11 protein-coding genes are annotated in these 15031 nt (G+C 61.9%); all 11 read left to right on the forward strand.

All coding sequences use genetic code 11. The features are described from left to right. The first annotated feature begins 47 nt into the window (after positions 1 to 47). The 11 genes from J2Y83_RS24405 (at position 48) to J2Y83_RS24455 (ending at position 14987) form a co-directional block, all read left to right on the forward strand. Positions 48 to 224: a hypothetical protein gene (locus tag J2Y83_RS24405; RefSeq protein ID WP_003176118.1), complete on the forward strand. Its 177-nt coding sequence runs from the start codon at positions 48 to 50 to the stop codon at positions 222 to 224. Beyond that, positions 208 to 3162: a sensor histidine kinase gene (locus J2Y83_RS24410; RefSeq protein WP_253399116.1), complete on the forward strand. Its 2955-nt coding sequence runs from the start codon at positions 208 to 210 to the stop codon at positions 3160 to 3162. Before J2Y83_RS24405 ends, J2Y83_RS24410 begins: the two co-directional genes overlap by 17 nt. A 22-nt stretch (positions 3163 to 3184) precedes the next feature. After that, complete coding sequence (locus J2Y83_RS24415) at positions 3185 to 4624, forward strand: sigma-54-dependent transcriptional regulator (RefSeq protein WP_253399118.1); 1440 nt, start codon at positions 3185 to 3187, stop codon at positions 4622 to 4624. Positions 4625 to 5321: 697 nt separating this feature from the next. Next, on the forward strand, positions 5322 to 6731 hold the full coding sequence (locus J2Y83_RS24420; protein ID WP_253399120.1) for a polynucleotide adenylyltransferase PcnB: 1410 nt from the start codon (positions 5322 to 5324) through the stop codon (positions 6729 to 6731). Positions 6732 to 6733: 2 nt separating this feature from the next. Beyond that, complete coding sequence (gene folK, locus J2Y83_RS24425; protein WP_253399122.1) at positions 6734 to 7219, forward strand: 2-amino-4-hydroxy-6-hydroxymethyldihydropteridine diphosphokinase; 486 nt, start codon at positions 6734 to 6736, stop codon at positions 7217 to 7219. A gap of 251 nt (positions 7220 to 7470) precedes the next feature. Beyond that, positions 7471 to 8271, forward strand: coding sequence for a 3-methyl-2-oxobutanoate hydroxymethyltransferase (gene panB / locus J2Y83_RS24430; protein ID WP_253399129.1), 801 nt, complete (start codon positions 7471 to 7473; stop codon positions 8269 to 8271). Beyond that, positions 8268 to 9119 carry a pantoate--beta-alanine ligase gene (panC, locus tag J2Y83_RS24435; RefSeq protein WP_253399131.1) on the forward strand — a complete coding sequence of 284 codons (852 nt, stop codon included), beginning with the start codon at positions 8268 to 8270 and terminating at the stop codon, positions 9117 to 9119. The genes panB and panC overlap by 4 nt, the downstream gene beginning before the upstream one ends. 200 nt (positions 9120 to 9319) lie before the next feature. After that, entirely contained in the window at positions 9320 to 10984 is a 1665-nt protein-coding gene (gene pgi, locus J2Y83_RS24440) for a glucose-6-phosphate isomerase (protein ID WP_253399133.1), read from the forward strand. Positions 10985 to 11089: 105 nt separating this feature from the next. Further along, a complete protein-coding gene (gene acs, locus J2Y83_RS24445; protein WP_253399135.1) occupies positions 11090 to 13027 on the forward strand; it encodes an acetate--CoA ligase in 1938 nt (645 codons plus the stop codon). 16 nt (positions 13028 to 13043) lie between these two features. Then, entirely contained in the window at positions 13044 to 13913 is an 870-nt protein-coding gene (locus tag J2Y83_RS24450) for an oxygenase MpaB family protein (RefSeq protein WP_253399144.1), read from the forward strand. Positions 13914 to 13970: 57 nt separating this feature from the next. Further along, positions 13971 to 14987: a class I SAM-dependent rRNA methyltransferase gene (locus J2Y83_RS24455; protein ID WP_253399146.1), complete on the forward strand. Its 1017-nt coding sequence runs from the start codon at positions 13971 to 13973 to the stop codon at positions 14985 to 14987. Positions 14988 to 15031 lie beyond the last annotated feature (44 nt).

The following is a 15031-nucleotide window of genomic DNA, read 5'->3' on the forward strand; positions in this document are numbered from 1 at the left end:
GCCAGGCATCCGTTACCATCGCCGCAATTATTCAATCAGAGGCCAACATGTACATCTATCGCTTGGTCCTGCTGCTGGTCGTCGGGATCTACCTGTTTTCCCCCGCCATCATGGATTGGTGGATCGACGCCACAGGCGCCTGGTATCGCCCCTATCTGCTGTGGCTGATCCTGATCGTCGTGACTTTCATCCTGCAGAGCCAAAAAGATGCCGATGAGCTTTAGCCTCACCCAGATGCTGCTGATCAGCGCCGCCTACCTGGCCACGTTGTTCGGTGTCGCCTGGATCAGTGAGCGCGGAATGATTCCGCGGGCGATCATTCGCCATCCGTTGACCTACACCTTGTCCCTGGGCGTGTACGCCAGCGCCTGGGCGTTCTATGGCACGGTGGGCCTGGCCTATCAGTACGGGTATGGTTTTCTGTCCAGTTACCTCGGGGTGTCCGGGGCCTTTTTGCTGGCGCCGGTGCTGCTGTACCCGATCCTGAAAATCACGCGGACCTATCAGCTGTCGTCCCTGGCCGACCTGTTCGCGTTTCGCTTTCGCAGCACCTGGGCCGGTGCGCTGACCACGATTTTCATGCTAATCGGTGTGCTGCCCTTGCTGGCCCTGCAGATCCAGGCGGTGGCCGACTCCATCAGCATCCTGACCCGTGAGCCGGTGCAATATCGCGTCGCCCTGGCCTTCTGCGCGCTGATCAGCCTGTTCACGATTTTCTTCGGTTCGCGCCACATCGCCACCCGCGAGAAACACGAAGGCCTGGTCTTTGCGATTGCTTTCGAGTCAGTGATCAAGCTGATCGCCATCGGTGGCGTCGGCCTCTATGCGCTTTACGGCGTGTTCGACGGCCCGCAACAGCTGGAGTTGTGGCTGCTGCAAAACCAGACCGCCCTCGCCGCGCTGCACACCCCGCTGCAGGAAGGCCCGTGGCGCACGCTGCTGCTGGTGTTCTTCGCCTCGGCCATCGTGATGCCGCACATGTACCACATGACGTTCACCGAGAACCTCAACCCGCGCTCGCTGGTCAGCGCCAGTTGGGGCTTGCCGCTGTTCCTGCTGTTGATGAGCCTGGCGGTGCCGCTGATCCTGTGGGCCGGCCTCAAGTTGGGTGCCACCACCAACCCCGAATACTTCACCCTCGGCGTCGGCATTGCCGCCAACAGCCCGGCCCTGGCGCTGCTGGCCTATGTCGGCGGGTTGTCAGCGGCCAGCGGTTTGATCATCGTCACGACGCTGGCCCTCTCGGGCATGGCGCTCAATCACCTGGTGCTGCCGCTGTACCAGCCGCCGGCTGAAGGCAATATCTACCGTTGGCTGAAATGGACCCGCCGCGCGCTGATCGTCGCGATCATCATGGCCGGCTACGGTTTCTACCTGCTGCTGGGCGCCGGGCAAGACCTGGCCAACCTGGGCATCGTCGCGTTTGTCGCCACCTTGCAGTTCCTGCCGGGGGTGTTGTCGGTGCTGTACTGGCCGACGGCCAATCGGCGTGGTTTTATCGCCGGGCTGCTCGCGGGGATTCTGGTGTGGCTGATCACCATGCTGCTGCCGCTGGTCGGCAATCTGCAGGGTTTCTACATCCCGCTGTTGAACATGATCTACGTGCTCGACGACACCAGTTGGCACATGGCGGCGATTGCCTCGCTGGCCGCCAACGTGCTGATGTTCACCCTGATCTCGCTGTTCACCAACGCCAGCCCGGAAGAAACCAGCGCCGCCGAAGCCTGCGCGGTGGACAACGTGCGCCGTCCGCAACGCCGTGAACTGCATGCCGCCTCGCCGCAGGAGTTCGCCACGCAACTGGCCAAGCCCCTGGGCGCCAAGGCCGCGCAAAAGGAAGTCGAACAGGCGTTGCGCGATCTCTATCTACCGTTCGACGAGCGCAGGCCCTACGCCCTGCGCCGCCTGCGCGACCGAATCGAAGCCAACCTGTCCGGACTGATGGGCCCCAGCGTGTCGCAGGACATGGTGGAAACGTTCCTGCCCTACAAGGCTGGGGGCGAAAACTACGTCACTGAAGACATCCATTTCATCGAAAGCCGGCTGGAGGATTACCACTCACGCCTCACCGGCCTCGCCGCCGAACTCGATGCCTTGCGCCGTTACCACCGCCAGACCCTGCAGGAACTGCCGATGGGGGTCTGCTCCCTGGCCAAGGACCAGGAGATTCTGATGTGGAACAAAGCCATGGAAGAACTCACCGGGATCGCCGCGCAACGGGTCGTGGGCTCACGCCTTAATACCCTGGGCGACCCGTGGAAGGAACTGCTGCAAGGCTTTATCAACCTGCCCGACGAACACTTGCACAAGCGGCACCTGGCGCTCGACGGCCAGACCCGCTGGCTCAACCTGCACAAGGCAGCGATCGACGAGCCCCTGGCCCCCGGGAACAGCGGCCTGGTGTTGTTGGTGGAAGACCTGACCGAAACCCAGATGCTCGAAGACAAGCTGGTGCATTCCGAGCGCCTGGCGAGTATCGGTCGCCTGGCGGCGGGCGTGGCCCATGAAATCGGCAACCCGATCACCGGTATCGCCTGCCTGGCGCAGAACCTGCGCGAAGAGCGCGAGGAAGACGGCGAAATCACCGAGATCAGCGGGCAGATCCTCGAACAGACCAAGCGCGTGTCGCGCATCGTGCAGTCGCTGATGAGCTTCGCTCACGCCGGCGCGCATCAGAACCACGACGAAGCGGTGTGCCTGGCCGAAGTGGCACAGGATGCCATTGGGCTGCTGGCCTTGAACCGACGCAATTTCGAAGTACAGTTCTTCAACCTGTGCGATCCGGACCACTGGGTCGACGGTGACTCCCAGCGCTTGGCGCAGGTGCTGATCAACCTATTGTCGAACGCCCGTGACGCCTCCCCGGCCGGCAGTGCGGTACGCGTCAAGAGCGAGGCATTCGAGCACACGGTCGACTTGATCGTGGAGGACGAAGGCAGCGGCATTCCACAGAACATCAAGGACCGCTTGTTCGAACCCTTCTTCACCACCAAGGACCCCGGTGAAGGCACCGGTCTGGGCCTTGCACTGGTCTATTCCATCGTTGAAGAGCATTATGGACAAATCACCATCGACAGCCCGGCTGACACAGAAAGCCAACGCGGCACCCGTATTCGGGTGACCTTGCCGCGTCATGTCGAAGCGACGTCCGCTGTGAACTGAGACCGTCGAGAGAATTGAATCAATGCCGCACATTTTGATCGTCGAAGACGAAACCATTATCCGCTCTGCCTTGCGTCGCCTGCTTGAACGTAATCAGTACCAGGTCAGCGAAGCCGGCTCGGTGCAGGAAGCCCAAGAGCGATTCAGCATTCCCACGTTCGACCTGATTGTCAGCGACCTGCGCCTGCCGGGCGCGCCGGGCACCGAGTTGATCAAGCTCGGCCAGGGCACCCCGGTGCTGATCATGACCAGCTACGCCAGCCTGCGCTCGGCAGTGGACTCGATGAAGATGGGCGCGGTGGACTACATCGCCAAGCCGTTCGACCACGATGAGATGCTCCAGGCCGTGGCCCGCATCCTGCGCGACCGCCAGTCGGCCAGCAGCGCTCCCGCCGAACAGCGCCCCGCCGGCAAGGCTGCCAACGGCGCCGACAAGCCGGGCATCGACAACAGCAATGGCGAGATCGGCATCATCGGTTCCTGCCCACCGATGCAGGACCTGTACAGCAAGATCCGCAAAGTGGCGCCGACGGACTCGAATGTGCTGATCCAAGGCGAATCGGGGACCGGTAAGGAACTGGTGGCCCGCGCCCTGCACAACCTGTCCAAGCGCGCCAAGGCACCAATGATCTCGGTGAACTGCGCGGCAATTCCTGAATCCCTGATCGAATCCGAATTGTTCGGCCACGAGAAAGGCGCGTTTACCGGCGCCAGCGCCGGGCGCGCGGGCCTGGTGGAAGCGGCGGACGGCGGCACGCTGTTCCTCGACGAAATCGGCGAGTTGCCCCTGGAAGCCCAGGCGCGTCTGCTGCGCGTGCTGCAGGAAGGGGAAATCCGCCGGGTGGGTTCGGTGCAATCGCAGAAGGTCGATGTTCGCCTGATCGCGGCCACTCACCGTGATTTGAAGAGCCTGGCCAAGATCGGCCAGTTCCGCGAAGACTTGTACTACCGCCTGCATGTCATCGCGCTCAAGCTGCCAGCCCTGCGTGAACGGGGCGCCGACGTCAACGAGATCGCCAACGCGTTCCTGTTGCGCCAGAGCGCACGCATCAATCGTACCGACCTGCGTTTCGCGGCGGACGCCGAGCAGGCGATTCGGCACTACTCGTGGCCGGGTAACGTGCGGGAGTTGGAGAATGCGGTCGAGCGCGCGGTGATTCTGTCGGAGAGCCCGGAAATTTCCGCCGAAATGCTGGGTATCGATATAGAGCTCAGCGACCTGGAAGACGACGATTTCATCGGCCTGGCCCCGCAACAGGGCGCCGCCGGCAATACCAGCCATGAACCGACGGAAGATTTGTCACTGGAAGACTACTTCCAGCATTTCGTCCTGGAGCACCAGGACCACATGACCGAGACCGAACTGGCGCGCAAGCTGGGCGTGAGCCGCAAGTGCCTGTGGGAACGGCGCCAGCGCCTGGGCATTCCACGACGCAAGACCGGAGTGGCCAGCGAGAGTTGAGGGTGCGCCCCCACAGGTAACACCCGCCGATGTGAAAAAACTGTTACCGCGGATATTTCGCGTAACAAAAGCCGGGGCTTACGGTAACGAAGCCCCGGCTTTTTTTTCGCCGCCAAACAGCCAAAAACCCCTCAACCCCCCGTTTTTGCTGGTCGGCGCAAAAGTTGGCACGCACCCTGCTATATGCTTAGTACAAAAACAATAACAAGCTTTGTACAAGACAATAAAAATAAGACGAATCGACTCACGCACAATAAAAACAACACGGCGGAGGCGCAGCTAACTGATTCTTTTGGAGAGGCGTTGCATTTGGGGCTTGCCCCGCAACCAGGCCGAGAACAACAAAAACTGCCCTAAGGCAGAGCCTGAACTGGTTGGATCGTAGATCAGCAACACAGCGACCAAAGCAATCCGTTTGCTCTTGACTCCCGATTGGGAGTGTCGTGAAGGTCACACTTCATGGCGAGGGCGATCAACAAAAACAAGAAGCCCGAAACCAATAATAAAAATAGAGCACGCAACTACTTCTGGGGGAGCTTCGGCTCCCCTTGTAGTTTCCGGTATTTAACGTTTTGAGGCTTATGGCGCAAGGCCTGCAGCTTGTTCCTACACCATCCCCCGACTAAATGCTAGAATCCCGGCCCATCATGCGGTCATTCTTTGTTATGGCCGAACATTCCTTCAAACAGTGCATCCCATGCTGAAGAAGTTGTTCCAGTCATTCCGTTCCCCCTTGCGTCGAACGCAACACAAACGCAGCACGCCTGAAGTGCTCAACAGCAGCCAACATTCGCTGCAACGCGCTCAGTTCAGCCGTTATGCAGTGAACATCGTCGAACGCTTGCAGAACGCCGGCTACCAGGCTTATCTGGTGGGCGGGTGTGTACGCGACATGTTGCTCAATATCACGCCCAAGGACTTCGACGTCGCCACCAGCGCCACGCCAGAGCAAGTGCGTGCCGAGTTTCGCAATGCGCGAATCATCGGCCGCCGCTTCAAGCTGGTGCATATTCACTTTGGCCGCGAAATCATCGAGGTCGCGACCTTCCGCGCCGGTCATCCGCAAAACGATGAGGAAGAAGACACCAATCAGTCTTCCCGCAACGAAAGCGGACGCATCCTGCGCGACAACGTCTACGGCACCTTGGAAGAAGACGCGCAGCGCCGCGACTTCACCATCAACGCGCTGTATTACGACCCGGTCAGTGAGCGCATCCTCGATTACGCCAACGGCGTACACGACATTCGCAACAACCTGATCCGCCTGATCGGCGACCCGGCGCAGCGCTATCAGGAAGACCCGGTGCGCATGCTGCGGGCGGTGCGTTTCGCTGCGAAGCTGAACTTCGGTATCGAGCGACACACCGCTGCGCCGATTCGCGAACTGGCGCCGATGCTGCGGGAAATCCCCTCGGCGCGCCTGTTCGAAGAAGTGCTCAAGCTGTTTCTCTCGGGCTACGCCGCCGACACCTTCGAAATGCTCGTCGACCTGCAGTTGTTCGACCCATTGTTCCCGGCGAGCGCCGAAGCACTGGAATACAACCCGACGTATACCCACACCCTGATCAGCGAAGCGTTGATCAACACCGACCTGCGCATCAAGCAGAACAAACCGGTCACCCCGGCGTTCCTGTTTGCCGCCTTGTTGTGGCCGGCCTTGCCGAAACGCGTACTGCGCCTGCAGGATCGCGGCATGCCGCCGATCCCGGCCATGCAGGAAGCCGCTCACGAGCTGATCGCCGAGCAGTGCCAGCGCATCGCCATTCCGAAACGCTTCACAATGCCGATCCGCGAGATCTGGGACATGCAGGAACGCCTGCCACGTCGCAGCGGCAAGCGTGCCGACCTGTTGCTGGACAACCCGCGCTTCCGCGCCGGCTACGACTTCCTGCTGCTGCGTGAAAGCGCCGGCGAGCAGACTGACGGCCTGGGCGAATGGTGGACCGACTACCAGGACGCCAATGACAGCGAGCGCCGCGAGATGATTCGTGAGCTCGGCAGCAAAGGCGATGGCGTCGGCGAAGGTGCTGGCCCGAAAAAACGTCGTCGCAGCGGCAGCAAACGCAAGCGCAGCGCCGGCGATGCCTCGGGCGCTGCAGGCGAATAAACGTGGAACGCATCTACATCGGCATGGGCAGCAACCTGGCGGCCCCGGAGCAACAATTGCGCAGCGCTATCGAAGCGTTGGCGCAATTGCCGGGCACTACCGTCGCGGGAGTGTCGGCCTTCTATCAAAGCGACTCCCTGCTCCCCGGCCAACCGCGCTACACCAATGCGGTCGCGGCCCTGGACAGCAGCCTGGCGCCGCTGGAACTGCTCGATGCGCTGCAAGCCATCGAGAACGACCAAGGCCGCGAACGCCTTGAGCGTTGGGGCCCACGCACGCTTGACCTGGATATCCTGCTGTACGGCAACCGCCTGATCGACGAACCCCGCCTGCAAGTGCCGCACTACCAGATGCACCTGCGCGCCTTCGTGCTGTACCCGCTGGCCGAACTGGCGCCAGCCACCCTGCAATTGCCCGATGGCCAGCGCCTTAGCGACCTGCTGGCGGCCTGCCCGTTTGTCGGCCTGGAACGCATCGCGGCGGCCTGACTCGCGGCCCGCCCCACCCTGCTGAATCGCATCAGTTACAGCGGTAACACCACCGCCGTAACAATGCGGTAACACATGCAATTGACTTCCCGTGTCCTCCTCACGACTATAGGCGTCCCGCTGCCGCCAACCGGCGCTAAAGGGCGCAATCCAGGCCTTATAAGCACTAATATCAAGAAAGTGCGCCTGTATAAACGAAGACTCACGCGCGTTACTCGCTGTTTCCAAGCGCCTGAACGAGGACCCTTTTCATGCCAGACGTTACCCTGACCACCTTGCAGAGTCTCAAGCTCAAAGGTGAAAAAATCAGCATGCTGACCTGCTATGACGCCACCTTCGCCCACGCCTGCTGCCAAGCCGGTGTCGAGGTGTTACTGGTGGGCGACTCCCTGGGCATGGTTCTTCAAGGGAATGACAGCACCCTGCCCGTCACCACGGATGAACTCGCCTACCACACCGCCAGCGTCAAGCGCGGTAACGACGGCGCCTTTATCATCGCCGACCTGCCGTTCATGGGTTACGCCACCCTCGAACAAACCTTCCAGAACGCCGGCAAACTGATGCAGGCCGGCGCACACATGGTCAAGGTGGAAGGCGCCGTCTGGCTCGCCGAGTCAATCCGTCTGCTGGCTGAACGTGGCGTGCCGGTGTGCGCGCACATGGGCCTGACGCCGCAGTCCGTGAATATCCTCGGCGGCTATAAGGTCCAAGGCCGCAATGAAGCCCAGGCGCGCCAGATGCGTGCCGATGCCATCGCGCTGGAACAGGCCGGCGCGGCGATGATCCTGCTCGAATGCGTGCCCAGCGAACTGGCTGCAGAAATCACCCATGCGGTTAAAGTGCCAGTAATCGGCATTGGGGCCGGGTCGGCCACCGACGGCCAGGTCCTGGTGTTGCACGACATGCTCGGCCTGTCGATGACCGGCCGCGTGCCGAAGTTCGTGAAGAACTTCATGTCCGGCCAGGACAGCATCCACGCTGCGTTGAGCGCATACGTTACCGAAGTCAAAGGCGTGACCTTCCCTGGCGCCGAACACGGATTCTCTGCATGAACACCGTAAAAACCGTCCGCGAACTGCGGGCTGCCGTCGCTCATGCCCGCAACGCCGGCAAACGCATTGGCTTTGTGCCCACCATGGGCAACCTGCACAGCGGGCACGCGACCCTGGTGGCCAAGGCTGCCCAGCAGGCGGACTTCGTGGTGGCAAGCATCTTCGTCAACCCGCTGCAGTTTGGTGCCGGCGAAGACCTGGACACCTACCCGCGCACCCTCGCCGCCGACCAGGAAAAGCTCCTGCAAGCCGGCTGCAACCTGTTGTTCGCGCCGACCGTCGAGGAAATGTACCCCGGCGGCATGACCGGCCAGACCCGCGTCAGCGTGCCGCAATTGTCCGAAGGCCTGTGCGGCGCCAGCCGTCCCGGGCACTTTGAAGGCGTGGCCACGGTGGTCAATAAGCTGTTCAACATGGTCCAGCCGGACATGGCCGTATTCGGCCAGAAGGACTACCAGCAACTGGCCGTGATTCGCGCCATGGTCCATGACCTGAACATGCCGATCCAGATCATCGGTGAACCGACCGTCCGCGCCGATGACGGCCTCGCGCTGTCATCGCGTAACGGTTACCTCACCGCTGAGCAGCGGGCGATCGCGCCGTTGCTGTACCGCAGCCTGAGTCAGATGGCCGCCGCCATCAAACACGGTGACCGCGACTTCGCCAAACTGCGGGCCGAACAGGTCCAGCAGATCGAGGCCGCCGGGATGCGCCTGGATTACCTCGAAGTGCGCCAAGGCGTCCACCTGCGTCCAGCCACGCCCGAGGATCGCGACGTAGTGATCCTGGTTGCGGCCTACCTGGGGGCGACACGCCTCATCGATAACCTGCACCTGAACCTCGACTGACCCCAGCCTGATGCGCCGGTATAAAAAAGTACCGGCCACAGCGCAGACAAAGCCAAGACATATCGACACGCTAGGTTTAATGTATTCGCCCTGCGCTATGGTTAGCGCTGTCCGGACCCCATTGCTTGGTGAACGAGTGGATGTTTCGGGCTTTGAAGTGTCCTAAAGGCAGTCCCCGTAATAAAAGGAAACCCGCAGCGATGGCGTACTACCGCACCCCTCATGACGTTACCGCTCTGCCCGCCTGGCAAGCGCTCAATCAACATCGCCAAGCCATGCAGGATTTCAGCATGCGCGACGCGTTCAATGCCAATCCTCAGCGTTTTTCCCAATTCACCTTGAGCAGCTGCGGGCTTTTCCTCGATTACTCGAAAAACCTGATCACCAGCGAAACCCGCGATCTGCTCGTGGACCTGGCCAAGGAAGTCGACCTTAAAGCCGCGATCGACGCGCTGTATGCCGGCGAGCCGGTGAACTCCTCCGAAGGTCGCCCTGCCCTGCACACCGCCCTGCGCCGCCCGGTGGGTGACAAGTTGTCGGTCAACGGCGTGAACATCATGCCGGACGTACACAAGGTGCTGAACCAGATCACCGACCTCGTGGGCCGCATCCACGACGGCCTGTGGCGTGGCTACAGCGAGAAGCCGATCACCGACGTGGTGAACATCGGCATCGGTGGCTCGTTCCTCGGCCCGGAGCTGGTCTCCGAAGCGCTGCTGTCCTACGCCCACAAAGGCGTGCGTTGCCACTATCTGGCGAATATCGACGGCAGTGAGTTCCACGAACTGACCATGAAGCTGCGCGCCGAGACCACGCTGTTCATCGTCTCGTCGAAATCGTTCAACACCCTCGAAACCCTGAAAAACGCCCAGGCCGCCCGCGCCTGGTACCTGGCCCAGGGTGGCTCGGAAGCCGAGCTGTATCGCCACTTCATCGCCGTATCGAGCAACAACGCGGCCGCCGTGGCCTTTGGTATTCGCGAAGAAAACATCTTCCCGATGTGGGACTGGGTCGGCGGCCGTTATTCGCTGTGGTCGGCCATCGGTTTGCCAATCGCCCTGGCCATCGGCATGTCGAACTTCAAGGAGCTGCTGTCCGGGGCCTACACCATGGACCAGCATTTCCAGAACACGCCGTTCGAACAGAACATGCCGGTGCTGCTTGGCCTGCTGGGTGTGTGGTACGGCAACTTCTGGGGCGCGCAGAGCCATGCGATCCTGCCCTACGACCACTACCTGCGTAACATCACCAAACACTTGCAACAGCTGGACATGGAATCCAACGGCAAGAGCGTGCGCCAGGACGGTACGCCAGTGTCCACTGATACCGGTCCGGTGATCTGGGGCGGCGTGGGCTGCAACGGTCAGCACGCGTACCACCAGTTGCTGCACCAGGGCACCCAACTGATCCCGGCCGACTTTATCGTGCCGATCGTCAGTTTCAACCCGGTGTCCGACCACCATCAGTGGCTGTACGCCAACTGCCTGTCCCAGAGCCAGGCACTGATGCTCGGCAAGACCCGCAGCGAAGCCGAAGCCGAACTGCGCGACAAGGGCCTGCCGGAAGCCGAAGTGCAGAAGCTGGCCCCGCACAAGGTGATCCCGGGCAACCGTCCGAGCAACACCCTGGTGGTCGAGCGCATCAGCCCGCGTCGCCTGGGCGCACTGGTCGCCATGTATGAGCACAAAGTGTTCGTGCAAAGCGTAATCTGGGGCATCAACGCCTTTGACCAATGGGGCGTGGAGCTGGGCAAGGAGCTGGGCAAAGGCGTTTACAACCGCCTGACCGGCGCCGAAGAAACCCCGGCCGACGATGCGTCGACCCAGGGCCTGATCAACTATTTCCGCGGTCGTCACCGCGGCTGACGTCGGTCACACAGGGCCGACGTCCATTTGGACGTCGGCCTTGAACCCTCCCCCTACTGGGTGCATCTTGATGACTTGTCGCAAAAACAAGAATAAGGATCGCTCATGTTCGATATCAGCACGTTTCCCATCGCCGATGCCGTCCGCCGGGCTGCGCAACTGAGTCAAGAGGACTACCAGCGCCTCTATCGCCAATCCATCGAACAGCCGGACACGTTCTGGGCTGAACAGGCCAAGCGCTTTCTCGACTGGATTACCCCCTGGCACACCGTCAATACTTCGGACATCAAGACCGGCGCCACCCAATGGTTTGCCGGCGGCCAATTGAACGTCAGCTACAACTGCATCGACCGCCACCTGGCGCAACGCGCCGATCAGCCGGCCTTCATCTGGGAGGGCGATGATCCGACCACGTCTTCCACCATCACCTACCGCCAACTGCACCAAAACGTCAGCCGCCTGGCCAATGTGCTGAAAAGCCGTGGCGTGAAAAAGGGCGACCGGGTGTGTATCTACATGCCGATGATTCCTCAAGCGGCCTACGCCATGCTCGCCTGTACGCGGATTGGGGCCGTGCATTCAGTGGTGTTTGGTGGTTTCTCACCCGACGCCCTGCGCGACCGCATTCTCGACGCCGACTGCCGCACGGTGATCACCGCCGATGAAGGCGTGCGCGGCGGCAAGCCGGTGGCGTTGAAACAAAATGTCGACAAAGCCCTGGCCAGTTGCCCGAACGTCAGCACCGTACTGGTGGTGGTGCGTACCGGGGCGGCCGTGAACTGGAGCGACGGCCGCGACCTCAACTATCAACAGGCCGTGAATGCCGCCAGCGACGACTGCCCGCCCGAGCCGATGGACGCCGAAGACCCGCTGTTTATCCTCTACACCTCCGGCAGCACCGGCAAACCCAAGGGCGTGCTGCACACCACCGGCGGCTACCTGCTGCAAGCCGCGATGACCTTCAAATACGTGCTCGATTACCGCGATGGCGAAGTGTTCTGGTGTACCGCCGATGTGGGCTGGGTCACCGGCCACAGCTACATCGTGTACGGTCCGCTGGCTAACGGCGCCACGTCGCTGATGTTCGAAGGCGTGCCCGGCTACCCGAGCAGCTCGCGCTTCTGGCAGGTCATCGACAAGCACCAGGTCAATATCTTCTACACCGCGCCCACAGCCCTGCGCGCGTTGATGCGCGAGGGGCACGCCCCGTTGGAAAACACCTCACGTGCCAGCCTGCGCCTGCTGGGCAGCGTCGGTGAACCGATCAACCCGGAAGCCTGGGACTGGTACTTCAACGCCGTCGGCGAACAACGCTGCCCGATTGTCGATACCTGGTGGCAGACCGAAACCGGCGGCATCATGCTCAGCCCGCTGGTCAGTGCCCAGCGCATCAAGCCTGGCTGTGCGACCCAACCGATGTTCGGCGTACTGCCGGTGCTGCTCGATGAACACGGCAAGGAAATCAACGGCCCCGGCAGCGGCGTGCTGGCGATCAAATCCAGTTGGCCGGGGCAGATCCGCAGTGTCTATGGCGACCCGCAGCGCATGATCGACACGTACTTCAAACCCTACCCCGGTTATTACTTCACCGGCGATGGCGCGCGGCGCGATGAAGACGGCGACTACTGGATCACCGGGCGCATCGACGATGTGATCAATGTGTCCGGCCACCGTATTGGCACCGCCGAGGTGGAAAGTGCCCTGGTGTTGCATGACTGGGTGGCCGAAGCTGCGGTGGTGGGGTATCCCCATGACATCAAAGGCCAGGCCATCTATGCGTTCGTCACGCCGATGAATGGCGTGGAGCCCAGCGATACGCTGAAAAAACACCTGCTCGAACTGGTCAGCAAGGAAATCGGCAGCTTTGCCAAACCGGAACTGATCCAATGGGCCACGGCCTTGCCGAAAACCCGCTCGGGTAAGATCATGCGGCGCATTTTGCGCAAGATCGCCTGCAACGAGTTGGACAGCCTCGGGGATACCTCCACCCTGGCCGACCCCAGCGTGGTCGCCGGCCTGATCGATAAACGCCTGAACCGATAGGAACCCGCGCGTCGCCATGGAATTTATCCGCAGCCGTATCGAAACCCAGTTGATGAGCCTCACCGGCTTGTCGCTGGGCCAGTTGGACCTGGAAAACCCCAAGGGCGACCCCGGCCTGTTCGGCCCGGACTCGGTCAGTTGGCAAGTGCATGGCGACTTCAGCAGCATGCTCATCGGCGGCATCAGCGCCTTGATGCTGCAAGCCTTGCACCCCTTGGCGCTGGCCGGCGTGTGGGACCATTCGAATTTTCGCCAGGACCTGCTCGGGCGCCTGCGCCGCACTTCGCAGTTCATCTCCGGCACCACCTTCGGCTCGCGCAAAGACGCCGAATGGCTGATCGAAAAAGTGCGCACCGTTCACCTTCAGGTCGTCGGGCATGCGCCGGACGGCCGCCCCTACGCGGCCAGCGACCCGGAGCTGCTGACCTGGGTGCATGTGGCGGAGGTCAGCAGCTTCCTCGCCGCTCATCTGCGTTATCGCAACCCGCACCTGTCGGGGCGTGATCAGGACCGTTACTACGACGAAATCGCGCTGGTCGCCGAACGCCTGGGCGCACGGAATGTGCCACGCTCACGCGAGGAAATTGCCGATTATCTGGCGTGTATTCGTCCGCAATTGTTGTGCGACGAGCGCAGCCGCGAAGTGCTGCGCCTACTGCTCGACGCGCCGGCTCCCAGCACGCTGGCTAAGCCCTTTGGCGCCCTGATGATGCAGGCCGGGATCGACCTGCTGCCGGACTGGGCGGGCGAAATGCTGGGGCAACACCCAAGCCCACTGCAACGCCAGTTGGTGCGGGCCGGGGTCAAGCGCAGCGCACCGTTGCTGCGCTGGGCGATGCGCAATGGCTCGGTGCAGCGCGCGCATCGGCGGATGGGGTTGATGTAGGCGACGCTCCATAACTGCTAAACTCCGCGCCCACCTTTACCCAGCAAGGCGCGCTCCATGTCTCCCCTGAACCAGGCGCTGCGCGCCGCCCTCGATCATCGTCAAGAGCTGATCAGCGAGCTGCATGCCCACGGCACCGACTGCTACCGGCTGTTCCATGGCAGCCAGGAAGGTGCCGGTGGCCTGACCATCGACCGCTATGGCCCGCAATTGCTGGTGCAGAGCTTCCACCAGGCGCTGGAAACCGCGGACCTGCTGCAGCTGCATCAACTGATCAACCAGCACATGGGCCTGGAATTGCTGCTGGTATACAACGATCGTTCCCGTGGCAACTCGCGGATCGACCGCGAAGACACGGTCTACCGCGCCACACCCGAGGCGCTGCAGGATCTGGTCGGCCACGAATGGGGCCTCAATTACCGCGTGCGTGGGCGCCATGCCGGGCAAGACCCGTTGCTGTTCCTCGACCTGCGCAACACTCGCGGCTGGGTCAAGGCACACAGTGCCGGCAAAAGCGTGCTGAACCTGTTCGCCTACACCTGTGGCGTGGGCCTGAGCGCTGCCGCCGGCGGTGCCCGTGAAGTGTGCAACCTGGATTTTGCCGAAGGCAACCTGGCGGTCGGGCGCGAAAACGGCCTGCTCAACCCGCAGCTGGCACCCATGACGTTCGTGCAATCCGATTATTTCCCGGCGATTCGCCAACTGGCCGGCCTGCCGATCACCCAGCGGCGCGGGCAGAAACTGCCGAGCTATCCCCGCCTGGAACCGCGTCAATATGACCTGGTGCTGCTTGACCCGCCGGCCTGGGCCAAGAGCGCCTTTGGCACCGTCGACCTGTTACGCGACTATCAAAGCCTGCTCAAGCCGGCGCTGCTGGCAACCGCCGATGACGGCGTGCTGATCTGCTGCAATAACCTGGCAAAAGTGAGCATGGACGACTGGCGTGAGCAGGTGCTACGTTGCGCCGAGAAAGCCGGGCGCCCGGTACGCGACTGGCAAGTCATGCCACCTGGCGCCGACTTTCCGTCGCAAGACCAGCAACCACCGCTGAAGACTCTGATCCTGCAGTTATAGGAATTTTCTGAAAGGGGCGGGCTCTTCGGAACCGAAAACCCGTG

Source organism: Pseudomonas marginalis, assembly GCF_024169655.1.
GTDB classification, from domain to species: domain Bacteria; phylum Pseudomonadota; class Gammaproteobacteria; order Pseudomonadales; family Pseudomonadaceae; genus Aquipseudomonas; species Aquipseudomonas paraveronii.

Coding starts and splice junctions, on each gene's coding strand:
- pgi (WP_253399133.1), top strand. CDS start 9,320: ATGGCGTACTACCGCACCCCTCATGACGTTACCGCTCTGCCCGCCTGG.
- panC (WP_253399131.1), top strand. CDS start 8,268: ATGAACACCGTAAAAACCGTCCGCGAACTGCGGGCTGCCGTCGCTCAT.
- J2Y83_RS24455 (WP_253399146.1), top strand. CDS start 13,971: ATGTCTCCCCTGAACCAGGCGCTGCGCGCCGCCCTCGATCATCGTCAA.
- J2Y83_RS24410 (WP_253399116.1), top strand. CDS start 208: ATGCCGATGAGCTTTAGCCTCACCCAGATGCTGCTGATCAGCGCCGCC.
- panB (WP_253399129.1), top strand. CDS start 7,471: ATGCCAGACGTTACCCTGACCACCTTGCAGAGTCTCAAGCTCAAAGGT.
- J2Y83_RS24420 (WP_253399120.1), top strand. CDS start 5,322: ATGCTGAAGAAGTTGTTCCAGTCATTCCGTTCCCCCTTGCGTCGAACG.
- acs (WP_253399135.1), top strand. CDS start 11,090: ATGTTCGATATCAGCACGTTTCCCATCGCCGATGCCGTCCGCCGGGCT.
- J2Y83_RS24415 (WP_253399118.1), top strand. CDS start 3,185: ATGCCGCACATTTTGATCGTCGAAGACGAAACCATTATCCGCTCTGCC.
- J2Y83_RS24450 (WP_253399144.1), top strand. CDS start 13,044: ATGGAATTTATCCGCAGCCGTATCGAAACCCAGTTGATGAGCCTCACC.
- J2Y83_RS24405 (WP_003176118.1), top strand. CDS start 48: ATGTACATCTATCGCTTGGTCCTGCTGCTGGTCGTCGGGATCTACCTG.